General features: G+C 70.2%; 24 protein-coding genes. 6 read left to right on the forward strand and 18 right to left on the reverse strand.

Translation table 11 applies throughout. The features are described 5' to 3' along the window. Positions 1-44 precede the first annotated feature (44 nt). Together E6A26_RS03585 and E6A26_RS03590 are read left to right on the forward strand one after the other, a co-directional pair. Positions 45-839: an SIMPL domain-containing protein gene (locus E6A26_RS03585; RefSeq protein WP_136609835.1), complete on the forward strand. Its 795-nt coding sequence runs from the start codon at positions 45-47 to the stop codon at positions 837-839. Beyond that, a complete protein-coding gene (locus tag E6A26_RS03590) occupies positions 808-1,890 on the forward strand; it encodes an Rv2578c family radical SAM protein (RefSeq protein ID WP_211128940.1) in 1,083 nt (360 codons plus the stop codon). The genes E6A26_RS03585 and E6A26_RS03590 overlap by 32 nt, the downstream gene beginning before the upstream one ends. Before the next feature lie 97 nt (positions 1,891-1,987). Here E6A26_RS03590 and E6A26_RS03595 read toward each other — a convergent pair whose 3' ends face one another. Further along, on the reverse strand, positions 1,988-2,470 hold the full coding sequence (locus E6A26_RS03595; protein WP_327407312.1) for a (deoxy)nucleoside triphosphate pyrophosphohydrolase: 483 nt from the start codon (positions 2,468-2,470) through the stop codon (positions 1,988-1,990). Between the two features lie 301 nt (positions 2,471-2,771). Between E6A26_RS03595 and E6A26_RS03600 the strand changes: the two genes are divergently transcribed. Further along, positions 2,772-3,938, forward strand: a complete 1,167-nt coding sequence (locus E6A26_RS03600; protein WP_234865047.1) for an MFS transporter — start codon at positions 2,772-2,774, stop codon at positions 3,936-3,938. On the opposite strand, the gene E6A26_RS03605 is transcribed toward E6A26_RS03600, so the two are convergent. The 5 genes from E6A26_RS03605 to infC form a co-directional block, all read right to left on the reverse strand. After that, positions 3,877-4,815: a cation diffusion facilitator family transporter gene (locus tag E6A26_RS03605; RefSeq protein ID WP_136609837.1), complete on the reverse strand. Its 939-nt coding sequence runs from the start codon at positions 4,813-4,815 to the stop codon at positions 3,877-3,879. The genes E6A26_RS03600 and E6A26_RS03605 overlap by 62 nt on opposite strands. A 10-nt stretch (positions 4,816-4,825) precedes the next feature. Then, complete coding sequence (locus E6A26_RS03610) at positions 4,826-5,797, reverse strand: TrmH family RNA methyltransferase (RefSeq protein WP_136610033.1); 972 nt, start codon at positions 5,795-5,797, stop codon at positions 4,826-4,828. Between the two features lie 124 nt (positions 5,798-5,921). Continuing rightward, positions 5,922-6,308, reverse strand: coding sequence for a 50S ribosomal protein L20 (gene rplT / locus E6A26_RS03615; protein ID WP_136609838.1), 387 nt, complete (start codon positions 6,306-6,308; stop codon positions 5,922-5,924). Between the two features lie 39 nt (positions 6,309-6,347). Next, complete coding sequence (gene rpmI / locus E6A26_RS03620) at positions 6,348-6,542, reverse strand: 50S ribosomal protein L35 (RefSeq protein WP_136609839.1); 195 nt, start codon at positions 6,540-6,542, stop codon at positions 6,348-6,350. Between the two features lie 111 nt (positions 6,543-6,653). Next, complete coding sequence (infC, locus tag E6A26_RS03625) at positions 6,654-7,817, reverse strand: translation initiation factor IF-3 (RefSeq protein WP_234864995.1); 1,164 nt, start codon at positions 7,815-7,817, stop codon at positions 6,654-6,656. A 320-nt stretch (positions 7,818-8,137) separates the two neighbouring features. Here infC and E6A26_RS03630 point away from each other — a divergent pair, with 320 nt between their 5' ends. Continuing rightward, a complete protein-coding gene (locus E6A26_RS03630; protein WP_136609840.1) occupies positions 8,138-8,506 on the forward strand; it encodes a DUF1844 domain-containing protein in 369 nt (122 codons plus the stop codon). A 119-nt stretch (positions 8,507-8,625) separates the two neighbouring features. Here E6A26_RS03630 and E6A26_RS03635 read toward each other — a convergent pair whose 3' ends face one another. The 8 genes from E6A26_RS03635 to E6A26_RS03665 form a co-directional block, all read right to left on the reverse strand. Continuing rightward, the gene (locus E6A26_RS03635) at positions 8,626-9,933 is read right to left on the reverse strand and encodes an MFS transporter (RefSeq protein WP_136609841.1); all 1,308 of its coding nucleotides are present in this window, start codon (positions 9,931-9,933) and stop codon (positions 8,626-8,628) included. Between the two features lie 46 nt (positions 9,934-9,979). Further along, positions 9,980-10,876, reverse strand: coding sequence for an SseB family protein (locus E6A26_RS03640; RefSeq protein WP_136609842.1), 897 nt, complete (start codon positions 10,874-10,876; stop codon positions 9,980-9,982). 1 nt (position 10,877) lies between these two features. After that, entirely contained in the window at positions 10,878-11,618 is a 741-nt protein-coding gene (priA, locus tag E6A26_RS03645; protein ID WP_136609843.1) for a bifunctional 1-(5-phosphoribosyl)-5-((5-phosphoribosylamino)methylideneamino)imidazole-4-carboxamide isomerase/phosphoribosylanthranilate isomerase PriA, read from the reverse strand. 40 nt (positions 11,619-11,658) lie between these two features. Beyond that, positions 11,659-11,805: a hypothetical protein gene (locus E6A26_RS17535; RefSeq protein WP_168928661.1), complete on the reverse strand. Its 147-nt coding sequence runs from the start codon at positions 11,803-11,805 to the stop codon at positions 11,659-11,661. A 9-nt stretch (positions 11,806-11,814) separates the two neighbouring features. Beyond that, the gene (gene hisH / locus E6A26_RS03650) at positions 11,815-12,513 is read right to left on the reverse strand and encodes an imidazole glycerol phosphate synthase subunit HisH (protein ID WP_136610035.1); all 699 of its coding nucleotides are present in this window, start codon (positions 12,511-12,513) and stop codon (positions 11,815-11,817) included. A 47-nt stretch (positions 12,514-12,560) separates the two neighbouring features. After that, positions 12,561-13,184 (reverse strand): imidazoleglycerol-phosphate dehydratase HisB, encoded by a 624-nt coding sequence (gene hisB / locus E6A26_RS03655; protein ID WP_136609844.1) that lies wholly within the window; start codon positions 13,182-13,184, stop codon positions 12,561-12,563. 67 nt (positions 13,185-13,251) lie between these two features. After that, positions 13,252-14,421 (reverse strand): histidinol-phosphate transaminase, encoded by a 1,170-nt coding sequence (locus E6A26_RS03660; RefSeq protein ID WP_136609845.1) that lies wholly within the window; start codon positions 14,419-14,421, stop codon positions 13,252-13,254. 38 nt (positions 14,422-14,459) lie between these two features. After that, entirely contained in the window at positions 14,460-14,903 is a 444-nt protein-coding gene (locus E6A26_RS03665) for a LysM peptidoglycan-binding domain-containing protein (protein ID WP_234864997.1), read from the reverse strand. 184 nt (positions 14,904-15,087) lie between these two features. Between E6A26_RS03665 and lexA the strand changes: the two genes are divergently transcribed. Further along, the gene (lexA, locus tag E6A26_RS03670; RefSeq protein WP_136609846.1) at positions 15,088-15,795 is read left to right on the forward strand and encodes a transcriptional repressor LexA; all 708 of its coding nucleotides are present in this window, start codon (positions 15,088-15,090) and stop codon (positions 15,793-15,795) included. A 37-nt stretch (positions 15,796-15,832) separates the two neighbouring features. Here the strand turns inward: lexA and E6A26_RS03675 are convergent, their stop codons facing one another. Both E6A26_RS03675 and hflX read right to left on the reverse strand, forming a co-directional pair. Then, positions 15,833-17,911, reverse strand: coding sequence for an ATP-dependent DNA helicase (locus E6A26_RS03675; RefSeq protein WP_136609847.1), 2,079 nt, complete (start codon positions 17,909-17,911; stop codon positions 15,833-15,835). Continuing rightward, complete coding sequence (gene hflX / locus E6A26_RS03680) at positions 17,904-19,505, reverse strand: GTPase HflX (protein WP_136609848.1); 1,602 nt, start codon at positions 19,503-19,505, stop codon at positions 17,904-17,906. Before hflX ends, E6A26_RS03675 begins: the two co-directional genes overlap by 8 nt. A 243-nt stretch (positions 19,506-19,748) precedes the next feature. Here hflX and E6A26_RS03685 point away from each other — a divergent pair, with 243 nt between their 5' ends. Beyond that, positions 19,749-20,363, forward strand: a complete 615-nt coding sequence (locus E6A26_RS03685; RefSeq protein WP_136609849.1) for a class I SAM-dependent methyltransferase — start codon at positions 19,749-19,751, stop codon at positions 20,361-20,363. A gap of 93 nt (positions 20,364-20,456) precedes the next feature. Here the strand turns inward: E6A26_RS03685 and E6A26_RS03690 are convergent, their stop codons facing one another. Both E6A26_RS03690 and E6A26_RS03695 read right to left on the reverse strand, forming a co-directional pair. Continuing rightward, positions 20,457-20,912: a T6SS immunity protein Tdi1 domain-containing protein gene (locus E6A26_RS03690; protein WP_136609850.1), complete on the reverse strand. Its 456-nt coding sequence runs from the start codon at positions 20,910-20,912 to the stop codon at positions 20,457-20,459. Between the two features lie 29 nt (positions 20,913-20,941). After that, positions 20,942-21,466, reverse strand: coding sequence for a hypothetical protein (locus E6A26_RS03695; protein ID WP_136609851.1), 525 nt, complete (start codon positions 21,464-21,466; stop codon positions 20,942-20,944). Positions 21,467-21,559 lie beyond the last annotated feature (93 nt).

Genomic DNA, 21,559 nt, shown 5'->3' on the forward strand with positions numbered 1-21,559 from the left:
GCACTCGCCTCTGGGTTCCGTGAATCCGCAGGGTTAGCGTGGACGTGACCGATACGGGCCCAGCGGCCCGCCGACCCAGCATCCAGAACCCCCACGCCAACCGGGCCAAGCGCCCAGAGGAGTCCACGATGGGAGACCACCACGGGCATAACGCCGACACCGTGACCGTCACGGGCACGGGTTCCGTGCACACCGTGCCGGACTCCGCCGTCGTTCGCCTCGCCGTCGAGGTGCGCGCGCCCGGCCTGGCCGAGGCCTACGAAGGCGCGGCCGCCGCGGCACAGCGCGTCGTCGACGCCGTCGTCGCCGCGGGCGTTCCACGGCCCGACGTCGCAACGGCCGGCCTGACCGTGCAGACGCAGATGGATTGGGCGAACGGACAGGGCAGGATCGTGGGCTATCTCGCAAGCACGGGCCTGACCGTCACGTCCCGCGATCTCGCGCGGACGCCCCAGCTGCTCGACGCCGTGGTCCGCGCGGGCGGCGACGCGCTGCGCATCCAGGGACTCGCGCTCGAGGTGAGCGATCCGGCCGCCGCCCACGCCGCGGCCCAGGAGGCCGCGTTCGACGACGCGCGCGCGGCCGCGGCCCGACTCGCCCGGCTTGCGGGGCGCGAGCTGGGCGACGTCCAGCGGATCGATGCGTCCGCGCCCTCCATGCCGGGCGCGCCGTTCCCGGTGGCGCGCCCCGCGTCCGCGAGCGCCGCGGGAGCCATGCCCGTCGAGGCCGGCGAGGCCGAGGTGCACACGTCGGTCACCGTCGTGTGGCGCCTTGACAGCACTTCGAACATGTATTCGAATAGTGGGCATGCGATGGAACACGCAGACGGCGAAGGCTGAAGCAGAGGGTCCGCCCCTCATCCCGCTCGCGGGGCTCCTCCGCGCCGTCCGGACGCCGGAGTTCCAGGGCATTACCTTTCATGAGGTCGCCGCAAGATCGGCGCTCAACAAGGTGCCGCCGGCGTCCTCCATGCCCTTCCGCTGGACCATCAATCCCTATCGCGGGTGCAGCCACGCGTGCGTGTACTGCTTCGCACGCGGCACCCACACCTACCTGGACCTCGACGCGGGCCTCGACTTCGACCGGCAGCTGGTGGTCAAGGTCAACGTCGCGGAGGTCCTGCGGGCGGAGCTCGCGCGGCCCTCGTGGCGGCGCGAGCATGTGGCCCTCGGCACGAACACGGACCCGTACCAGCGTGCCGAGGGCCGGTACGCCCTCATGCCCGGGATCATCCGGGCGCTCGCCGATTCCGGCACGCCGTTCTCGATCCTCACGAAGGGGACGCTCCTGGCCCGCGACCTCCCGCTCCTGAAGTCGGCGGCGGCTCAGGTGCCCGTCGGTGCGGGTGTCTCGCTCGCGATGCTCGACCCCGAGCTCCAGGCCGTCGTCGAACCCGGCACGCCCACACCGTCGGCCAGGCTCTCGCTCATCTCCAAGCTGCGCGACGCCGGGCTGCCGTGCGGGGTCATGGCCATGCCAATCCTGCCCTGGCTCACCGACGGGGAGGACCAGCTCGACGCGCTCTTCGCCGCACTCGCGGCCGCCGGGGCCAGCGGCGTGACCGCTGGGGCGCTGCATCTGCGGCCCGGCACGAAGGAGTGGTTCATGGGGTGGCTCGCGCGCGACCACCCGCAGCTCGTGGGCCGGTATCGGCGCCTCTACGGTCAGGGAGCGTACGCCCCGAAGGAGTACCGCACGTGGCTCGGCCGGCGCGTCGCCGAGGCGAAGCGACGCCATGGCTTCGATCGCCCGGACACGGTCGCGCACCGCATGCCCGACCTCGACGGCGGGGCGGAGGGCGGCACCTCGCGCTCGGACGCCACCGCGGCCGTGAGCGGCACCGCAGAACGGACGACGGCGGCCGCAGCCGGGCAGGGTCAGCTCTTCTGAAGTGCGGCCCGCCCGGGCTGATATCCCGGCGCCGATGTCGATCGTCGGCTCGCCCGGCCTCGGCCCAGGGATGCGAGGCGCTGGCGCCCTTTCCGGTCTACGTCGCCGCGTTCTCGCGCAGGCGCGCAGCGAGGGCGCGCACGGCGGCGACGATCGGGAAGTCGGCGGGGATCCACGGGAGCTCCTCCTCTGACAGTGCAGGGTCGGCGGGTCCGCCATCGCCGAGCGTGATCCAGCGCAGCTCATCGTGGTCCTCGAGCGCGGCGGGCACTCCTGCCCTGACCTCGGCGAACCACACGCGCATGGCGGCGCGCTCGTTGAGCGGCCAGCCGTCCGAGCCGGGGCCGGTCACCTCCGGGCCGAGCAGCACCTCGATCCCCAGTTCCTCGGCGAGCTCGCGGTGCAGCGCCTCCTCATGGCCTTCCCCTGGCTCGACCTTGCCTCCCGGGAATTCCCACTGGCCGGCGAAGGCCGGGGGTGCGGTCCGACGGGCGGCGAGCAGCCGCGTGGGCGCGTCCAGCGAGTCCACGATCGCCCCGCCCACGACCTGCACTCGCCCACGGTTCACTGCCTGATCCACTCCGCCAGCGTAACTAATCGACCAGCGTAACTAATCCGCCAGCGCAACTAATCGCCAGCGCAACGAATTCACGAGTGTCAGGAATCAGCCAGCACCGCGTAGGGTTTAACAAGCTCGAGGGTCAGCGCTGCCCCTCCCCCAACGCCGGCTTCCGGCACGAATTCCTGGCACCAGTTCCCGAGCACCGACCCCCGAGGATCAGCGCATGACCACGCCCGCTGCCCAAACAGCCCCTGCCCAGAGCGCCGGCACGAGCCACCGCGGTCCCGCGCCGCTCGCACCCCGCCCGCTCTTCTGGGCCATGCTCTCCCTCGCGCTCGGCGGCTTCGGCATCGGGACGGTCGAGTTCACCACGATGGGCCTTCTCAAGGAGATCGAGCGCGGCCTGAGCCTCAGCACGCCCCAGGCTGGCGAGTTGATCTCCGCGTACGCGCTCGGCGTGGTGGTCGGCGCACCGATTCTCGCTGCGGTCGGGGCCCGGCTCCCCCGCAAGTACCTCGTCATGGGGCTGGCGGCGTTCATCGCCCTCGGCAACCTCTCCTCAGTCTTCGCGGCGGACTTCGGCTCGATGATGGTCTCGCGCTTCGCGTCGGGGCTTCCCCACGGCGCGTACTTCGGTGCGGCCGCGGTCCTCGCGAGCACGCTCGTCGCGCCGACCAAGCGTGGTTGGGCCATCGCCACCGTGATGTCCGGGCTGACGATCGCCAACGTGCTCGGCGTGCCGTTCGCGACGTGGCTCGGCCAGGCGTTCGGTTGGCGGCTGCTGTTCGTCGTCACCGCGATCATCGGGCTCGCGGCGGTCGCGATGATCTGGCGCTTCGTGCCGTTCGAGCCGGCCCACCCGGAGGCGAGCATCCGGCGCGAACTCGGCGCGCTGACCCGCGTGCAGATGTGGCTCGCGCTGCTCATCGGTGTGGTGGGCTTCGGCGGGTTCTTCGCGACCTACACGTACATCGCACACACCATGACCTCGGTGGCAGGGCTCCCCGAGAACCTCATGCCGCTCGTCGTCGCGCTGTACGGGCTGGGCATGGTCGTGGGCAACGTCGTGGGCGGCCGCATGGCGGACCGCTCGGTCATGGGCACCATCTACCGGGGCTTGGCCCTCGTGGCCGTCGTCATGGTCCTGTACGGGCTTGCGGCGCACTGGTGGCCCACGGCCCTGATCATGGTCTTCGTGATCGGCGGGTCGGGGTCCACGCTCATCCCGGCGCTCCAGACCCGTCTCCTCGACTCCGCGCCGAACGCCGCGACGCTCGCGTCGTCGCTCAACCACTCGGCCCTCAACGTCGCGAACGCGCTCGGCGCGTTCATGGGCGGCCTCGTGATCGGGTGGGGCTGGGGCTTCACGGCCCCCGCGTTCGTCGGTGCGGGACTTGCGGTCCTGGGCCTCGGGATCGCGTCCCTCAGCGGATGGCTGGATCGCCGCGCTGCTCGCTCCTCGGGATATCCGGCTCGAGGTAGATGACCCGAGCGCTCGGCACGGCCGAGCGGATGCGGGCTTCGGCGTCGTCGATCGCCCGGGCGATCTGTTCCCCGGTGGCCCCGCGGGCCACGCTGAACTTGGCGCCCACGAGGAGCTCCTCGGGGCCGAGGTGCATGGTCCGAAGGTGGATGATGCGCGTCCCGTCGCTCGTGAGGGCGGCCTCGATCCTCGCAAGGTCCTCGGCCCCAGCGGATTCCCCGAGCAGGAGCGAGCTCGTCTCGAGCGCGAGCACGGCCGCGATGCCCACGAGCAGGAGGCCGATGAGCCCCGTTCCGAGGGCGTCCCACACGCCGCTGCCGGTGGCCAGCGTGAGCGAGACGCCGAACAGGGCGCACACGAGGCCGATGAGCGCGCCGAAGTCCTCGAGCAGCACGACCGGCAGCTCGGGCTGCTTGGCGGTGCGGATGAACGAGACCCAGCTCTGGCCGCCGCGGAACGGACGCGCCTCCCGCAGGCCCGTCCTGAATGAGAAGCCCTCCGCGGCGATCGAGCCGACGAGGATCGCGAGCGGCACCCACCACCACGGCCCCTCGATGCCGTGGGGGTGCTGGAGCTTCTCCCACGCTTCGAAGAGCGCGAACAGGCCGCCCACACTGAACAGCACGATCGAGACGATGAACGCGTAGATGTACCGTTCGCGGCCGTAGCCGAACGGATGCTGCGGACTCGCCGCGCGCGAGGCCCGCTTCCCCCCGACGAGCAGGAGGACCTGGTTCCCCGAGTCCGCGACCGAGTGGATCGCCTCCGCGAGCATGGACGACGACGCCGTGAGCGCGAACGCGACGAACTTCATCGTCGCGATCGCGAGGTTGGCGCCGAGCGCCGCGACGACTGCCTTGGTTCCCCCGCCTGCTGACATACGTGCGAATCTACCGGGTCGGCCGCCCACGGCGTTGGGCCCGCGCACTCGCATAGAGGCACACCGTCGCTGCGGTCCCGACGTTGAGGCTCTCCGCATCGCCGTAGATGGGCACGGCGACGCGCGCGTCCGCCAGGCCGAGCTCGGCGTCGGAGAGCCCCTGGGCCTCGTTGCCGAAGAGCCACGCCGTGGGCGCCTCGAGCGCGTACGACGGCGCCTCCTCGCGGTGGGGGGACGAGGTCGCCTCTGGCGCGGCCTCCCCTGCCGAAGCGGGGTCGGGGTTGTCTCCGCCGGACGCCTCGCCGGGCCGCAGATCCGCGAGGCGGCGGCCGGCGCTCTCGTCCTGGAGCGCGTCGAGATCGACCGTCCCGTACCCGTCTGCCGCGAGCACGCCGATTCCGGCGGCCCGGAGCTCCTCGGCCAGCGCGGCCGAGTCGGTGCCGATGACGAACGGGACGTGGAACAGCGAGCCGGCGGTGCTGCGGACGGTCTTGGGGTTGTACGGGTCCACGCTGCCCTCGGTGAAGATCACCGCGTCCGCCCCGGCCGCATCGGCCGCCCGCAGGATGGTCCCCGCGTTGCCGGGATCCTGCACCCGGCAGAGGACGCTGACGAGCCGCGGCCCCCGGTTCAGGACCTCGGCCAGCGAGACGTCGAGCTGGCGGCAGACGGCCACGATGCCCTGGGGATTCACCGTGTCCGCCATCGCGGCGAGCACTCCCTCCGTCGCGAGCCGGAGCGTCCCATTCGCCCGGGCGAGGGCCTCGAGCTCGGGATACCGCTCGAGGCACGCGGCACTCGCGTAGACCTCCGTGACGAGCCGGGGCCCGCCGTCGTCCGCGTCCGCAACCTGGGCGTCGAGGCGCAGGGCCTCGCGGGCAGCCTGCGGGCCCTCCGCGAGGAACAGTCCGCGGCGCATGCGCGCCGACCGCTGCGCGAGCTTGGCCACGTCGCGCACGCGGTCCGCGCGCGGATTCGTCATGGTCTCGGCGCTTGCCGCGGTATGCGAGTCGGGGCGGTGCGATGAAGTCACTGACCTACCTTAAACCGACCGCCCGCACTGCCGAGGGGCAATGCGGGCGGTTGGAAAGTTGCGCTGGCGAAGGTTACTTCGCGGCGACCGGAGCGTTGACGTCCGAGGGGAGCGCCTTCTTGGCGACCTCGACGAGCGCCGCGAATGCGGCAGCATCGGAGACGGCGAGCTCGGCGAGCATGCGGCGGTCAACCTCCACCTCAGCGGCCTTGAGGCCCTGGATGAGGCGGTTGTAGGTCAGGCCGTTGGCGCGGGCGGCAGCGTTGATGCGCTGGATCCAGAGGCGACGGAAGTCACCCTTGCGCTTGTGACGGTCCTGGTAGCTGTACACGAACGAGTGGAGCAGCTGCTCCTTCGCCTTGCGGTACAGACGCGAACGCTGGCCCCGGTAGCCGGAGGCCCGGTCGAGGACGGTACGGCGCTTCTTGTGGGCGTTGACTGCCCGCTTCACACGTGCCATGTGAATACTCCTTTAGAAAATCGTGGCTGCGGAACTAATTCAGATGCCGAGCATCCGCTTGATGACCTTGGCATCACCCTTGGCCACGATCTTGTCTGCGTGGAGACGGCGCGTGAGCGTCGTGGGCTTGTGCTCGAGGTAGTGGCGGCGGTTGGCCTGCTGGCGCTTGAGCTTGCCGGAGCCGGTCAGCTTGAAGCGCTTCTTGGCGCCACTGTGGGTCTTCATCTTCGGCATAGGAACCGTTTCCCTTCGCTTCCCGCGGCACGTGGCCGCGGCTTCTCTGACGGCCCGCTCTCGCGGGCCGACTGGTGGTACTGCGTGCCGGTCAGACCGGCACGCAGTGGACTAGTTGCCTCGGCGTCCAGACGACCGCGGCGCGGCCGGCTTGGGAGCCGAGGATCCCGGCCGCGGGGCACCCGGCTTCGGGGCCTGCGGACGGGGTGCCGAGGGCTTCGGCGCTGCAGGCTTCGCAGCCTCAGCCGGCCGAGGTGCCTGCGGGCGCGGAACCGGCTTCGCAGACTCCTTCGCCGTGGCCGCCTGCTTCGGCTCGCTCGCCGTCGCGGCAGGCGCCTCCGCCTTCGCGGCGGGTGCCTTGGCCGGCGCGGCTGCGGGAGCCTTGGCGGCGGGGGCCTTGGCTGCCGGAGCCTGAGCCTTGGAGGCCTGGGCCTTCGGAGCCGCTGCCGCCGGGGTCTCGGCCTCAGCAGTCTCGACCTCAGCGGTCTCGGCGACCTCCGCCTCGACCTCAGGGGTCTCGACCTCAGCCGTCTCAGTCTCAGGGGCTTCGACCTCCGTGGACTGAACCTCTGCGGCCTCGGTCTCGGCTGCCTCGTCCGTCTGGCCTGCGGCCCGCAGGAAGTCGGCGGGAAGCGCGTCTCCGAGCGACTGCGTCAACGGTGCATTGTCGGCCGTGACGCCGCCCGCCTTGGCGGCTTCCGCCTTGGCCTTGTCCGAGGCGCGCTGGGCTGCGCGACGGGCCTCGGCCTTCGCCTCCGCCTTGTTCTTGAGCGGTCCGATGACCATGACCATGTTGCGCCCATCGATGCGCGGAGTGGACTCGATCGCACCGACCTCGGCGACGTCGTCTGCGAAGCGCTGGAGGAGGCGGATGCCCATCTCCGGACGCTGCTGCTCACGACCGCGGAACTGGATCATGGCCTTGACCTTGTCCCCGGCGCCGAGGAAGCGGAGCGCATGGCCCTTCTTCGTCTCGTAGTCGTGGGTGTCGATCTTGAGGCGGAAGCGAATCTCCTTGAGAACCGTGTTCGTCTGGTTCTTGCGGGCCTCGCGAGCCTTGACCGCGGCCTCGTACTTGTACTTGCCGAAATCCATCAGCTTGCACACCGGCGGTTTCGCCTGGGGTGCAACTTCAACGAGATCGAGATCGGACTCGGCCGCCAGACGCAGAGCGTCCTCGATACGAACGATGCCGACCTGCTCACCGGCAGGCCCTACGAGGCGAACCTCGGGGACGCGGATTCGCTCATTGATGCGTGGTTCGCTAATGTTCAAGCTCCTCAAGTAGTCAAGGATGGCCCCGACAACGAGGAAGGCCCCCGATTGCCGGCGCAATCGGAGGCCTCAGAGGTCAGCGCGCTCTTGGGCGCAGCGTCCGGTCGCGGTGGATTCCGCGCCGGCCGACCTGAGTACCCGGCAGCAATGCTTTCCTGAAGAATTCATCCTCAGGCGATCTGCACGCCGACGCGGGTGGGAGAGAACTCCGCTTGCAAACTGTCAGTCAAGTATACAGGGTCACGACGCATGCCAGTGACCACCGCGTGGGAGGCACGCGGAATAACGACTTCCAGTCGGTCTATGCCAAGCTTATCAGCATGACTGATCAGACCCTGCCCTCGACCACTGAGCCCGATGTGAGCGCCGAAGTCCGCGACATCGCGGAGGTCGCCGCGGTCGAAGTGATCACGACGACGGCGGTGCACCTCATGAGCGCCGCGGCGGTCAAGGTGGGGCTCGCCGAGGGCCCCGACGGCGAGGCTCTCAAGGACCTCGACGAGGCGCGCAAGCTCATCACCGCACTCGCCGGCCTCGTCACCGCGGCCGCGCCTGAGATCGGCTCTCAGCACGCCGCGCCGCTCCGCGACGGCCTCCGCTCGCTCCAGCTCGCGTTCCGTGAGGCTTCCCTCATCGCGGACGAGCCGGGCAAGGGTCCCGGCGAGAAGTACACGGGCCCGGTCAACTAGCAACCCCGCCACCGGCCGCCGATCGGCGCGAGACCGCGCCGGCGGCCGACCGGTAGCCGACGCTAAGCCGACGCCAAGCCGGCCGCCACGTCGGGCGGCCGAGCGAAGCTGCCGCCGCGCTAACCCGCCAAAGTGCGGCGCCGCCGTCGGACGCCCTGCGCCACGAGCCCCGCCGCACACAGCACCACTCCCCCGACGCCGATCCCCACGAACCCCGCCCAGGGGCCCCCAGCGTCGATCATGAGCCCCGTGAAAGGCGAGCCGAGCGCCGTCCCCGCCGTCAGCGCGGAGCCGTACCAGCCCATGGCCTCGCCGCGCCGCTTCTCCTCGACGAGCGCGGCCACGGCCTCTGATGCGGCCGCGAGCGTCGGCGCGCACAGGAGCCCCGCCCCGAGGGACAGGAGGCTCAGCGACCAGACATCGGTCGCAAAGCCCATCGGCACGGTGAGCGCAGACATGAGCAGAAGCAGGACCAGCGGATGGATCCGCACGGTCATGGCCCCGTAGACGACTCCGCCGACGAGGGACGAAAGGCACCACGCGAAGAACACGAAGCCGAGCTGCTCGCCCTGCCCGTGCCCGCGCAGGACGGCGACGATTCCCACGTCCGTCCCCGAGAGGACCATCCCGGCGCCGGCCGCCACCACGAGGATCACCGCGACGCCCACGGTCACCCAGCCGAGCCCGCCGCGCGCACGGCCGAGGAGCCTGCGGAGGCCTGACGCGCCGTCCGCCTGACCGGCCGCCACCTCCGCGGGCGCCGCGCTCTCGGCCGACTCGAGGCTCGAGGCGACGTCGTCGCGATCCGTGGACGGCGCCATCCCGCCCGCGACGGAGCCGGGCTGACCCGAACGCGTCGGCGGGTTGAACCACACGAGAGCGAGACCCGCGAGCGAGGCCGAGATGCCAACGGCCGTGATGCCGATCGTGGTGGAGAGCTGAACGGCGACGAGCGCGGCGGCCGCGGGGCCCACCATGAACGTGACCTCCGTGCCGATCGAGTCGAGCGCGAAGGCCGTTCGCCGCTGCTCGGCCGTGGTCATGACACCGAGCGACTGCCGCACGACCGAGAAGATCGGCAGCGAGAAGACCCCGCCGACCAGCGCAGCGACGAGCAGCCCCGGATAGTTGAGGTGCGGTGCGACAGACCAGACCACCGCCTCCGCGACGATGGACGGAATGAGCGCCACGCGGAGTCCGGCGGTGTCGACGCGCCTCCCGCGCCACGGCGCGCCGAGCGCGATCCCGATCGTGAGCAGGGCGGCCACTGCCCCCGCGGCACCGTAGCCCAGGCCCAGCGTCTGCACGACGTGCAGCGTGAGGAGCACGCCGGCGGCGGAGTGCGGCAGGCGTGCGACCATCGCGACAAGCAGCAGATTCCGTACCGGGCGGCGTCGCCACAGTTGCCCGTACAGGGCGAAATCCATCGATCCCCCTTTGAGGCCGCGCACTCCGCCTTATGGCGGGGGCGGCTCAGTCCCCGAACGCTCGGAGGGAGATCTCGATGGAGTCCACAGCCTCTGCGAAGCGTTCGCTGCCGGCGAGTCGGCCGTTCAGCTCTGTCACCATTTCACGCAGTGCGTCGGCTGGCAAGCCAGGCGCGAGCTCGAGCACGATCCGAAGTTCGGGCCCCGGACCGCCGCCGGGCACGACGCGACCCGCGCGGTCGCGCGTCGCCACGCCCTTGCCGGGTTCGAGCCGTGCGGCACGGACCGGCTCAAGGTCTTCGATGACTTCGGAGACCACCTCGGCGAGCGAGGCGTCCCGGTACGACGGCGTCCATGGCCGCTGCTGGGCGAGCGCCCACACGGCGGGGCGGCGCAGCACGAACGTGACGTCGGCGCCCGGATCGATGACGAGGAGCTCGGCGCCCTCCGAGACGGCCGAAAGCGCGGCACGCGGGGCGAAGACCGCGACGGGACGCGCCTCGGCGTGCCAGGCCTCGAGCCGCGCGACCGACGTGAAGACCGGGAGCGCCTTGCGCCCGTCCGGCGCGGTGAGGGTCACGAGGGCCATGTCGGCCTCCTTGTCCTCGGCGAAGCCGTGGGCGCCGAGGGCTCCCTCAGCGAGCGAGGCCACCACTGGAACGAAGACCCGCGCGGTCGCGAGCGACGCGAAGACTGCCTCTTCGGTCCCCGCCCCGGTGCCGCCCCCGGCCTCGCCCGAGGCGAGTGCCGCGATGGCGGCCTCGACGCCGGGGTCGGCCGCGCCGTCGTCCGCATCGAACTGATGCAGGGAGTTCCCCTCGCCGGAGAGGTCCCGCCCCGCCCACGGCTGGCCCGCGGAGTCGGAACGCTCCCCCGCACGCGCGAGCGCCGCGGCGATGTGCCCCGGGAGATGACGCGGCGCGGGGGCGCCTTCTGTGTCCATGTCAGCGGCGGCCAGCGACGTCGAGCGCCTCGGGGAGCGTGAACTTGCCCGCGTAGAGCGCCTTGCCCACGATCGCTCCCTCGACGCCGAGCGGCACGAGTTCGCGCAGGGTGCGCAGATCGTCGAGGCTCGAGATGCCCCCCGACGCGACGACGGGCTTCTTCGTCCGCTCGCACATCTGCTGGAGGAGCTCGACGTTCGGCCCGCGGAGGGTGCCGTCCTTCGTCACGTCGGTGACGACGTAGCGCGCGCAGCCAGCGTCCTCAAGGCGGGCGAGCACCTCCCAGAGGTCGCCGCCCTCCTTCGTCCAGCCGCGCGCGGCGAGCGTCGTGCCGCGCACGTCGAGGCCGACGGCGATGCGGTCGCCGTAGCGCTCGATCGCGCGCGCCGTCCACGCCGGGTCCTCGAGCGCCGCGGTACCGAGATTGACTCGAGCGGCCCCGAGCTCGAGCGCGGCGTCGAGGGACGCGTCGTCGCGGATGCCGCCGGAGAGCTCGACCTTGACGGAGAGCTGGTTCACGACGTCGGCGAGCAGTTCGCGGTTGCTCCCGCGACCGAACGCCGCGTCGAGGTCCACGAGATGGACCCACTCGGCGCCGTCGTTCTGCCAGGCGAGCGCAGCGTCGAGCGGGGCGCCGTAGCTCGTCTCGCTGCCGGCCTCGCCCTGGACGAGCCGCACGGCCTGGCCGTCCGCGACGTCGACGGCGGGAAGGAGTTCGAGGATGGGCTCCACACTGGTCATGGATGGTCTCCTTGTGGTCTGGCTTGAGGTGGTCAGGCGCTCAGGCCGATACGGTGAACAGATAGGCGGCGATGAGGGCTGCGACGGCGAGAACGCCGAACGAGATCCAGGTCCAGTTGGGCAGGCCCTGCCGCCGGAACGACACGACGCCGCCGACGAGGAGCCCGGCGAGGCCGAACAGCAGCACGGACCACATTCAGGCGGCGGCCTTCGCCTTGAGGGACGAAACCCAGTTCCGCAGGAGGCGCGCCCCCGCGTCCCCCGACTTCTCGGGGTGGAACTGCGTCGCGCACAACGGGCCGTTCTCGACGGCCGCGATGAACGGCGCGCCGTGCTCCGACCACGTCACGAGCGGGGCGGCCATGCGCGGCTGGCTCACATCGAACTCCCACTTCTGCACGCCGTACGAGTGCACGAAGTAGAAGCGCTCCGACTCCACGCCCTCGAAGAGCCTCGAGCCCTCCGGCGCCGTGACCGTGTTCCAGCCCATGTGCGGCACCACGTCCGCGGGGAGGAGCTCGACGGAGCCCGGCCACTCGCCGAGGCCCTCGGACTCGACGCCGTGCTCGACGCCGCGCTCGAAAAGCACCTGGAGGCCCACGCAGATCGCGAGCACAGGCCGGCCGCCCGCGACGCGCCGGCCGATGATGCGCGCACCGTCCACGGCCTTCAGTTCGTCCATGACCGTGGCGAACGCCCCGACGCCTGGGACGACCAGTCCGTCGGCGTTGAGCGCGTCCTCGGGCTTCGCGCTGAGGGTCACGGCAGCGCCTGCCCGCTCGAGCGCACGCACCGCCGAGCGAACGTTTCCGGAACCGTAGTCGAGGACCACCACGGTGGGCCGACCCTCAGGGTCGGGAGCGGGACCGCCGAGGTTGCGGGCGTCGACGGCCACGCCGTCCTGCGGGCCCGGCGTCGTCGATCCGCCCGTCGGCGACGCCGTCACAGGGCGCCCTTCGTGGACGGAATGGCGTCGCCGATCCGCGGGTCGGGTTCGATCGCAGCACGGAGCGCCCGCGCGAACGCCTTGAACTGCGCCTCGACGATGTGGTGCGGGTCGCGGCCGGCGAGCACGCGCATGTGCAGGCAGATGCCCGAGTGGAGCGTGATGGCCTCGAAGACGTGGCGTGTGAGCGAGCCCGTGAAGTGCCCGCCGATGAGGTGGTACTCCTGGCCCTCAGGCTCGCCCGAGTGGACGAGGTACGGTCGGCCCGAGACGTCGACGACGGCGTGGGCGAGGGCCTCGTCGAGCGGCACCGTGGCCTCGCCGAAGCGGCGGATCCCCGCCTTCGTGCCGAGCGCCTCCCTGAGCACCTCGCCGAACGTGATCGCGATGTCCTCCACGGTGTGGTGGACGTCGATGTGCGTGTCCCCCGTGGCCTTGACGGTCAGGTCAATGAGCGAGTGCTTCGAGAGCGCCGTGAGCATGTGGTCGTAGAACGGCACGCTGCTGGAGATGTCCGAGCGGCCAGTCCCGTCGAGATTGATCTCGACCAGGACCGACGATTCCGACGTCGTGCGCTCCATCCGCGCCGTGCGCGGCGCGGTCTGCAGCTGGGTGCTCATGCCTGTCCGTCCTTCTGTGGGGCGACTGCGGGGGCCTAACCATTCTAGGCGGGTCGTGCGCTGGTTCTCAGCCGAGCTGTTCCGGGTCCTCGACGAGGAGCTCCTCGAGCCGTGCGAGGAACGCCGACGTCTCTGCCTCAGTGCCCGCCGTGACGCGCAGGCTCCCGGGAATCCCGACGTCGCGCACGAGGATCCCCGACTCGAGCAGGCCACGCCAGACGCGCTCCGGATCGCGCAGCCCGGTGAAGAACACGAAGTTCGAGTCCGAGGTGGCAGGCGTGAGGCCTAGCCGGTCGAGCTCCTTGACGATGCGATCACGCTGGTGCTTGATCTCCTCCACCTCGGACATGAGCGACGCACGGTGGCGCAGCGCCGCGAGCGCGGTCGCCTGGGTCACGGCGGAGAGGTGGTACGGCAGTCGGACGAGCCGCAACGCGTCGATGACCTCAGGCGCGGCGGCGAGATAGCCGAGGCGCGCGCCGGCGAGGGCGAAGGCCTTGCTCATCGTGCGGCTCACGACGAGCCTCGAGCGGCCCGGGAGCAGGGAGAGCGCGCTCTGGGTGCCGAGCTGGGCGAACTCGGCGTAGGCCTCGTCCACGATGACGATCGCCTGGCTCGCCTCGCCGGCCTCGTAGACAGCTTCGACGACGTCGAGACCCAGGGCCGTGCCCGTCGGGTTGTTGGGCGAGCACAGGAAGACGAGGTTCGGTGCGAGTTCCCGCACCTGACGGGCTGCGGACTCCGCCGAGAGCTCGTAGCCTTCGTCCCGGACGCCCTTGAGGTAGGCCGTGCCGGTGCCGGCGGCGAGAAGCGGGTACATCGAATACGTGGGCGGGAAGCCGAGGGCTGACCGCCCCGGGCCGCCGAAAGCTTGCAGGAGCTGCTGCAAGACCTCGTTGGAGCCGTTCGCCGCCCAGAGCTGCTCTGGAGCGAGCCCGTGGCCGAGATACTCGGCCAACGCCTCGCGAAGCTCCGTGAACTCGCGGTCGGGGTAGCGGTTGAGGCCCGCCGCGGCGGTCCGCACCGCCTCGGTGATCGCCTCCTGGACGTCCTCGGGAACCCCGTACGTGTTCTCGTTGACGTTGAGCATGATGGGCACGTCGAGCTGCGGCGCGCCGTACGGGTGCTGTCCACGCAGATCCTCACGGATCGGGAGCCGGGCAAGCCGCTCCTCCGGGGTGAGGTCTTCCGGCTCGAACCCGCCGGAAACAGTGGGTTGGACAGTCTGCTCGTTCACCGGTCCAGCCTACGCCCGGACGGTTCGGCTCCCAGCATTCATGACTTGGGAACGAGGAGCTGCTGGCCCGGCTGCACGCGAGCCGAGTCAAGCCCGTTGAGCTCCACGATCTGGCCGACCACCACGCGCGGATCCCGATCCGGCGCGTACTCCGCCGCGACCGACCAGAGGGACTGGCCCTGCTGGACGGTCACCTGGACCACGGGTGTCGTGGCAGGCGCGGCGTCACCGGCGTGCGCCGGCGACATGAGCGCCGCAAGCCCGGCGAGGAAGAGTATGCACGCGAGAAACACGGGCACGGCGATCAGGACGAACCGCCCGCGCCGCGTGAGGCGCAGCTTCGGACGGACGGACTCGCGCGGGCGGGCGGCGACGGCCGTCTCGCCCTGCCCGCGGGCCCCGGGGAGCTCGCGCGGGCCCAAAAGGTCGTCAAGCAGGACCCGCTGCGGGGCGCCGAACGGTGCTACGAATGCGTGTGCCACGGTACTTCCTCCTCGGCAGTTCTTTCGAAACTGTCTTCGAATGCTCTGGAACACTTTTAGCACCTCTGGACGAATCGTGTCCAGACTCGATAGAACAAATGTTTGAAAGGTGCCTCTGTGTCCCCTACGGTGGAATCAGGATGCTGAGGGGCACCGACAAAATAAGAACCAGAAGGAGCACGGCATGGCAGGAGTGGCCAAGGCGGCCAAGGGTCTCACGGTGCGCCAGCGCAAGATCCTTGAGACGATCCAGCGCTCGGTCCAGACCAAGGGCTACCCTCCGTCGATGCGTGAGATTGGGGACACCGTGGGCCTCGCGAGCCTCTCGAGTGTGACGCACCAGCTCGCCCAGCTGGAGAAGCTCGGCTACCTGCGCCGCGACCCGAAGCGCCCGCGCGCCATGGAGGTGCTCATGCCGCTGAGCCTCGACGAGGGTCCCCTCACGATCGCGGCGGAGCAGGCTGCTCCCCTTCTCGGCATCGGCGGCATCACGGTCGATGCCATGGCGAGCGCCGCGGACACCGCCATGGTGCCGCTCGTGGGCCGCATCGCCGCTGGCGGTCCGATCCTCGCCGACCAGGTGGTCGAGGACGTCATGCCCCTCCCCCGCCAGCTCGTGGGCTACGGGGAGCTCTTCATGCTCAAGGTCAAGGGCGATTCCATGATCGACGCCGCGATCTGCGACGGCGACTGGGTCGTGGTGCGCCGCCAGCACGACGCAGAGAACGGCGACATCGTCGCGGCGCTCCTCGACGACGAGGCCACGGTGAAGACCTTCCGGCAGCGCGACGGCCACACGTGGCTACTGCCCCAGAACACGCGCTACGAGCCGATTCTCGGCGATCACGCGACCATCATGGGGCGCGTTGTGTCGGTGATGAGGTCGGTCTAGCCACCAGCGGGCGGCCGCCGGTCAGCAGGTCGGCCGGTCAGGCTGCGCCCGCCGCCGCGAGCCTCTCGAGGGCCTGCAGCACCACCGCCCGGTCGGTGGTACCCCAGAGCGGCGGCAGCGCGGAGCGCAAGAACGGGCCATAGCGCTCGGTCGCGAGGCGGGAGTCGAGCACGGCGACGACGCCGCGATCCTGCGTCGACCTGATGAGGCGTCCCGCGCCCTGCGCGAGCCGCACGGCGGCATGCGACGCCGAGACGCTCATGAACCCGTTCCCCCCGGCCTGCGCGACTGCCCGCGAACGCGCGGTCGTCATGGGATCGTCCGGCCTGGGGAACGGAATGCGGTCGATCACCACGAGCCGGCAGGAGTGGCCCGGCACGTCGACGCCCTGCCACAGGGACATCGTCCCGAAGAGACATGTATCCGGCTCGTCCGCGAACTGGCGCACGAGCGCGCTCATGGACGACTCGCCCTGGCACAGGATCTCGACGTCGAGGCGCTTGCGGAGCTCGTCGGCCGCCTCCTCCGCGGCGCGCCGCGAGGAGAAGAGGCACAGTGCCCCGCCCGAGGAGGCCCGAATGAGGGATTCAAGCTCGTCGATGGCCTCGGCGGAGAGCCCACGTCCGGGCTTCGGAAGGTGCCGCGCGACGTACAGGACTCCCTGCTTCGGATAGTCGAACGGGGACCCCACATCCAATCCCGTCCAGCTCGGCGCTCCGTTCCCCAACAGCCCGAGGCCGCCTGCCGCGGGCTCGAACGCCGAGCCGATCGCAAGCGTCGCCGAGGTCAGGATGACGGTGTGCTCTGCGAAGAGCCCGTCGCGGAGCCGCCCGCCCACGTTGAGCGGGGCAATGCTGAGCGTTGCCGGCGCATCGTCCGCGGGAGCCGAGTAGCCCGTCGAAGGATCGAACGAGCCCGCGCGGGAGACCCACACCACCTCGCCGTTCTCCTCGGCGCCGGCGAGGCGCTCGCAGCACTCGACGATCGCGAGGAGACGCGAGCGCGCGACCTGCCGACCGCCGTCGGCCGCAGCCTGCCCCTCGCCCGACTTCGCGTCGGAAAGCGCGGCCCGGCACGCGTCGCGGAGAAGCTCGATGACCTGGATGAGCTCGCCGGTGAGCCCGCGCGCCAGCAGCCCCGTCGGCACGGACGCGAGAGCGAGCTCAAGCTGCGCCGCCGCGGACTGAAGCGCCTCGACGGAGATGCCGCAGTGCCGGCGTGCCCCTGCCGCAGCGGACGTGACCATTCCGACCGAGAGCTGGGCGCTCACGGCCCCGGTCACGCGGTCCTGCAGCTCGTGCGCCTCGTCGACCACGACGACGTCGTATTCGGGCAGGACGTTGAGCCCCTCGAAGGCGTTGATCGCGAGCATCGCGTGGTTGGTCACCACGATGTCAGCCTCCGCGCCGTGCTGCCGCGCAAGCTCGCTGAAGCACTCGGCCGCGAGCGGGCACTTCTGCGCACCGAGGCATTCGAGCGCCGTCACCGAGACCTGACGCCACGCGCGGTCCGACACGCCGGGCACGAGGTCGTCGCGGTCCCCGGTGTCCGTCTCCTCGGCCCAGTCCCGGAGCCGCTTGACCTCGCGGCCGAGCGGCGTCGTCGGGCCACCGCCCGCAGTGGCAGCGGGATGGGCGACGGCGGTGTCCTCACCGAGCGCGAACAGCTGCCCCTCGGCGGGCTCGTCCGTGGGGAAGCCGCCCGAGAGCTTGTGCTTGCAGAGGTAGTTCGAGCGGCCCTTGACGAGCGCGACGTCGACCGTGCCCTCGAGCTTCGGGCCGATCGCCTCGAGCAGCCGCGGCAGATCGCGGCCCACGATCTGGGCCTGGAGCGCAAGGGTGGCGGTCGCGATGACGGAGGGCCGGCCGCTGCGCCGCGAATGCGCGATGAGCGGGACGAGGTAGGCGAGCGACTTCCCCGTTCCGGTGCCAGCCTGGACAAGGAGATGCTGCTCCTCCTCGATGGCCTTCGCCACCTGGCGCACCATCTCGTGTTGCCCGTCGCGCTGCTGGCCGCCCATCGCCGCCACCGCGATGTCGAGCAGCCTGACCGCGGTCTGCTCCGCCGTCTCCCGGACCCCCTCGTCGGCCGACTCCTCGGCGCTCACCTCAGTCATGGACGGTGAACGGCTCCAGCTCGGCGACGAACTCCTCCCGCACCACGACGTGGGCGAGCGTGCCGTCCGCCGTGTGCTCGAGCAAGTGGATCTCCGAGCTGCTCTCGTGCAGGCGGCTCAGGAGGTCTCCGCGGTTGTAGGGCACGAGGATGGTCAGCGAGACGTGCGGGCGCGGAATGGAATCGCTGATCGCCTTCCGGAGATCGGCGATGCCCAAACCCGTGCGCGCCGAGACGATGACGTGCCGCGGCTCGCGCTGGCGCAGCCGCTCGAGGACGTACGGATCCGCGGCGTCCGCCTTGTTGAGCACGATGATCTCCGGGACCTTCCGCGCGTCGACCTCGGCGAACACCTCCCGCACCGCGGCGATCTGGCCCTCCGGGTCCGGGTGCGACGCATCGACGACGTGCAGCACGAGGTCGGCGTCCGCGACCTCCTCAAGCGTCGACCGGAACGCCTCGATGAGCTGGGTCGGCAGCGAGCGCACGAACCCGACCGTGTCGGCGAGCGTGTACGGCAGCCCGTCGGGCGTCTCCGCTCGACGAACAGTGGGATCGAGCGTCGCGAACAGCGCGTTCTGGACGAGCACGCCCGCGTCGGTCAGCCGGTTGAGCAGCGAGGACTTGCCCGCGTTCGTGTAGCCCGCGATCGCGACCGAGGGCACCTCGTTGCGCTTGCGGTTCGCCCGCTTCGTCTCGCGGGCAGGCTTCATGCCGGCGATCTCGCGGCGCAGCTTCGCCATGCGCGTGCGGATCCGGCGCCGATCGAGCTCGATCTTTGTCTCACCGGGACCACGGGATCCGATGCCGCCGCCCGCGGCTCCGACCCGTCCACCGGCCTGTCGGGACATCGACTCGCCCCAGCCACGAAGGCGCGGGAGCAGGTACTCGAGCTGGGCAAGCTCCACTTGTGCCTTGCCCTCGCGGCTCTTGGCGTGCTGGGCGAAGATGTCGAGGATGAGCGCCGTCCGGTCGATCACCTTGACCTTGACGATGTCCTCGAGGCCACGCCGCTGCGACGGCGAAAGCTCGGAGTCGACGATCACGGTATCGGCACCCGTCGCGGAGACGATGTCCTTGAGCTCTTGGGCCTTGCCGGAGCCGAGGAAGGTCCCCGCGTCCGGCTTGAGCCGCCGCTGGACCACGCCGTCGAGCACCTCGGAGCCAGCGGTCTCGGCCAGCGCGGCGAGCTCGTGCAGCGAGTTCTCGGCGTCCTCGAGCGTCCCCTCGCTCCACAGGCCCGCGAGGACGACGCGCTCGAGGCGCAGCTGCCGGTACTCGACCTCGGTGACGTCTTCGAGTTCGGTCGAAAGGCCGCCCACGCGGCGCAGGGCGCGGCGTTCCTCGAGGTCCCGCTGCTCGCCGTCGTACTCGCTGTGCTCCACGGCGAGCTCGGAGATGGCGAGGGCCTTGCCGGTCCCCAGGCCGGCTCGGCGCGCGGAGGGGGACTCGCCGTCGTCTGCGGGCTGGCGGCCCGCTCCCTTGGCCGTCGCGGCCTCTTCCTTCGCGAGGATCCGGTCGATGACTGCCTGGATATCCTGCGCGCTGAGGTCCTGCGGCTGAGGCTCGGACGCGGCGTCGTGGTGGTTGGTCATGGTCTCCTTCGGACGGGATGCATTTCCAGAATAGTTCTCAGGGGTGACAAAAGAGGGGTCACGCGAAGGGCGTTCCAAAATAAGGGCTTTCCTGTTGAGCCCGGCCGGACAGCGCTCGATGGCGCACGGTCGACGGCGGGGCGGGGCCAGCGAAGAGTGGTGGCTACTTGAACAGGCGCATGGACCCATCGTACCTGACGCCAGTCCGGGCGCTCGGCGAGTTCACCGGTAGGCTGAATAGCCATGGACCCCGCGCACTATTTCAATGCCCAGCCTGCCGTGCCCGACGTCCGCAGGCCGCTCGCCGTCGTCCTCGATGGCCAGGAGCGCGCGCTCGAGACGTCGGCCGGTATCTTCAGCCCCGACGGAGTGGACAAGGGCACAGCGGTGCTGCTCGCGGAGGTCCCGGATCCCGCGCCCGAAGGCGACCTGCTCGATATCGGCTGCGGCTGGGGGCCCATCGCCCTCACGATGGCGCTGCGCTCGCCGGGCGCCACCGTGCACGCCGTCGACGTCAACGAGCGCAGCCTCGACCTCACGGCGGCCAACGCGCGCCGGCTCGGCCTCGCAAACGTCCGCACGGCCCTGCCCGACGACGTCCCCGGCGAGGTGCGCTTCGCGACGATCTGGTCCAATCCGCCCATCCGCATCGGGAAGCAGGCCCTTCACGAGCTCCTGCTGCGGTGGCTCCCCCGACTCGCGGAAGGCGGCGAGGCGTGGCTCGTGGTCCAGAAGAACCTCGGGTCCGACTCGCTGCAGCACTGGCTCGCCGAGGAGCTCGGCGGGACGTACGACGTCGCGCGCGCGGCGACGTCGAAAGGCTTCCGGCTGCTGCGGGTCACCCGCGGATCCACGTGAGCCCCCGGGGCTGAGAGCCCCGGCTGAGCGGCGGGGCTGAGAGCCCCGGGCTGAGCCGGTTCAGCCACGTCCAACAGATGGCCTCGTGAACAACTACCCCTGCATGGCATCGACGACTTGAAGAAACGTCCAAAACTTGCCCTTGTCATAGGTCTGCGGCTCCCCGGAGCCACCCACAAACGGATAAGGCACCGGATAGAAGACTTCCCCGTCGCCAAGTTGGCCTAGTCGGCCGACAACCTGGGCCTGAAGATCAGGTTCCAACACGAAAACGCGGAACCCCTCATCCTCCAGCACCGCCGCCTGGAAGGCTTGAACCGAATCGAAAGGGCCATAGTTCTTGGACGCAGCCTTGAACGGGTGGTAAACGCCGAACTCCATGCTCGACTCGTTCACGACGAACACATGCCCCAACGCCGAGTACCCGATCGCGTGAGTGAAAGCATCACCGACCTTCACTCCGTCGCCATCCTCCAACGGAACGGCACCATCGAACAGGAAATACAACGATGCGGGAATGCCCGCTCGTTTCCGGCCAAACATCTTCATGACTGAAACCCTAGGGGAGCACGGCCTGTTCAAGTGAGCGTGGCAGAGGTGCCACGCTCAATGAGTGGTCGAATGCCGTCATAGAAGAATGGGATGGAGTCCTCAGGACCGTTGACAGCACGGCCTGCGACCTTTCCCATGACCAGTACGCCGACCTGGAAGTCGGGTTCCCCGATCACGAGTACGTACCTGTTCTCGCCGTTGCCAGCGAGGTACCGACCGCCGAACTCTCGGCGCGCGACTTCGAAAATGTAGGCCGACGTTTGGAAGTGAGTGTCCGCTGGCAGAGGATGCTCATGGGTATAAAAGCCGTCGAGAATCTCGTCGACCACCATGAGCGACCCTCGGGTGAAGTCGAGCTCGTCAGCGCGTACGTAGTACTCGGTATCGCGTTCCGGTAGTCGAATTCCGTCGACGGAAGCAACAAATGTGGCCGCTGCGCGAGCCATCATATCTTCGACAGAGACCGGCGGCGCCTGCTGGACACGGCCTGCGTCCGCCGTTGATGCCTCGCGCGACTGTTCCCTCTTGTTCTTTCGGCTAAAGAAACCCATTAGCCGATTGTAAGCGTGGCCATCAAACGGCTCCCGAGCGCTGCCGCCGGAACAGGGAACTGAGACCCCTACCGACCCTGTCTTTGTCAGACA

Source organism: Sinomonas albida, assembly GCF_004919045.1.
GTDB lineage: Bacteria > Actinomycetota > Actinomycetes > Actinomycetales > Micrococcaceae > Sinomonas > Sinomonas albida.

Excerpts from the sequence above, each read along its gene's own strand:
- lexA (WP_136609846.1), top strand. The coding sequence starts at position 15,088 with ATGGCAGGAGTGGCCAAGGCGGCCAAGGGTCTCACGGTGCGCCAGCGC.
- E6A26_RS03600 (WP_234865047.1), top strand. The coding sequence starts at position 2,772 with ATGCTCTCCCTCGCGCTCGGCGGCTTCGGCATCGGGACGGTCGAGTTC.
- hflX (WP_136609848.1), bottom strand. The coding sequence starts at position 19,505 with ATGACCAACCACCACGACGCCGCGTCCGAGCCTCAGCCGCAGGACCTC.
- E6A26_RS03685 (WP_136609849.1), top strand. The coding sequence starts at position 19,749 with ATGGACCCCGCGCACTATTTCAATGCCCAGCCTGCCGTGCCCGACGTC.
- priA (WP_136609843.1), bottom strand. The coding sequence starts at position 11,618 with ATGACCAGTGTGGAGCCCATCCTCGAACTCCTTCCCGCCGTCGACGTC.
- E6A26_RS03590 (WP_211128940.1), top strand. The coding sequence starts at position 808 with ATGCGATGGAACACGCAGACGGCGAAGGCTGAAGCAGAGGGTCCGCCC.
- E6A26_RS03695 (WP_136609851.1), bottom strand. The coding sequence starts at position 21,466 with ATGGGTTTCTTTAGCCGAAAGAACAAGAGGGAACAGTCGCGCGAGGCA.
- E6A26_RS03610 (WP_136610033.1), bottom strand. The coding sequence starts at position 5,797 with ATGACGAATCCGCGCGCGGACCGCGTGCGCGACGTGGCCAAGCTCGCG.
- E6A26_RS03635 (WP_136609841.1), bottom strand. The coding sequence starts at position 9,933 with ATGGATTTCGCCCTGTACGGGCAACTGTGGCGACGCCGCCCGGTACGG.
- E6A26_RS03640 (WP_136609842.1), bottom strand. The coding sequence starts at position 10,876 with ATGGACACAGAAGGCGCCCCCGCGCCGCGTCATCTCCCGGGGCACATC.
- E6A26_RS03675 (WP_136609847.1), bottom strand. The coding sequence starts at position 17,911 with ATGACTGAGGTGAGCGCCGAGGAGTCGGCCGACGAGGGGGTCCGGGAG.
- E6A26_RS03690 (WP_136609850.1), bottom strand. The coding sequence starts at position 20,912 with ATGAAGATGTTTGGCCGGAAACGAGCGGGCATTCCCGCATCGTTGTAT.
- hisB (WP_136609844.1), bottom strand. The coding sequence starts at position 13,184 with ATGAGCACCCAGCTGCAGACCGCGCCGCGCACGGCGCGGATGGAGCGC.
- E6A26_RS03630 (WP_136609840.1), top strand. The coding sequence starts at position 8,138 with ATGACTGATCAGACCCTGCCCTCGACCACTGAGCCCGATGTGAGCGCC.
- rplT (WP_136609838.1), bottom strand. The coding sequence starts at position 6,308 with ATGGCACGTGTGAAGCGGGCAGTCAACGCCCACAAGAAGCGCCGTACC.
- rpmI (WP_136609839.1), bottom strand. The coding sequence starts at position 6,542 with ATGCCGAAGATGAAGACCCACAGTGGCGCCAAGAAGCGCTTCAAGCTG.
- E6A26_RS03605 (WP_136609837.1), bottom strand. The coding sequence starts at position 4,815 with ATGTCAGCAGGCGGGGGAACCAAGGCAGTCGTCGCGGCGCTCGGCGCC.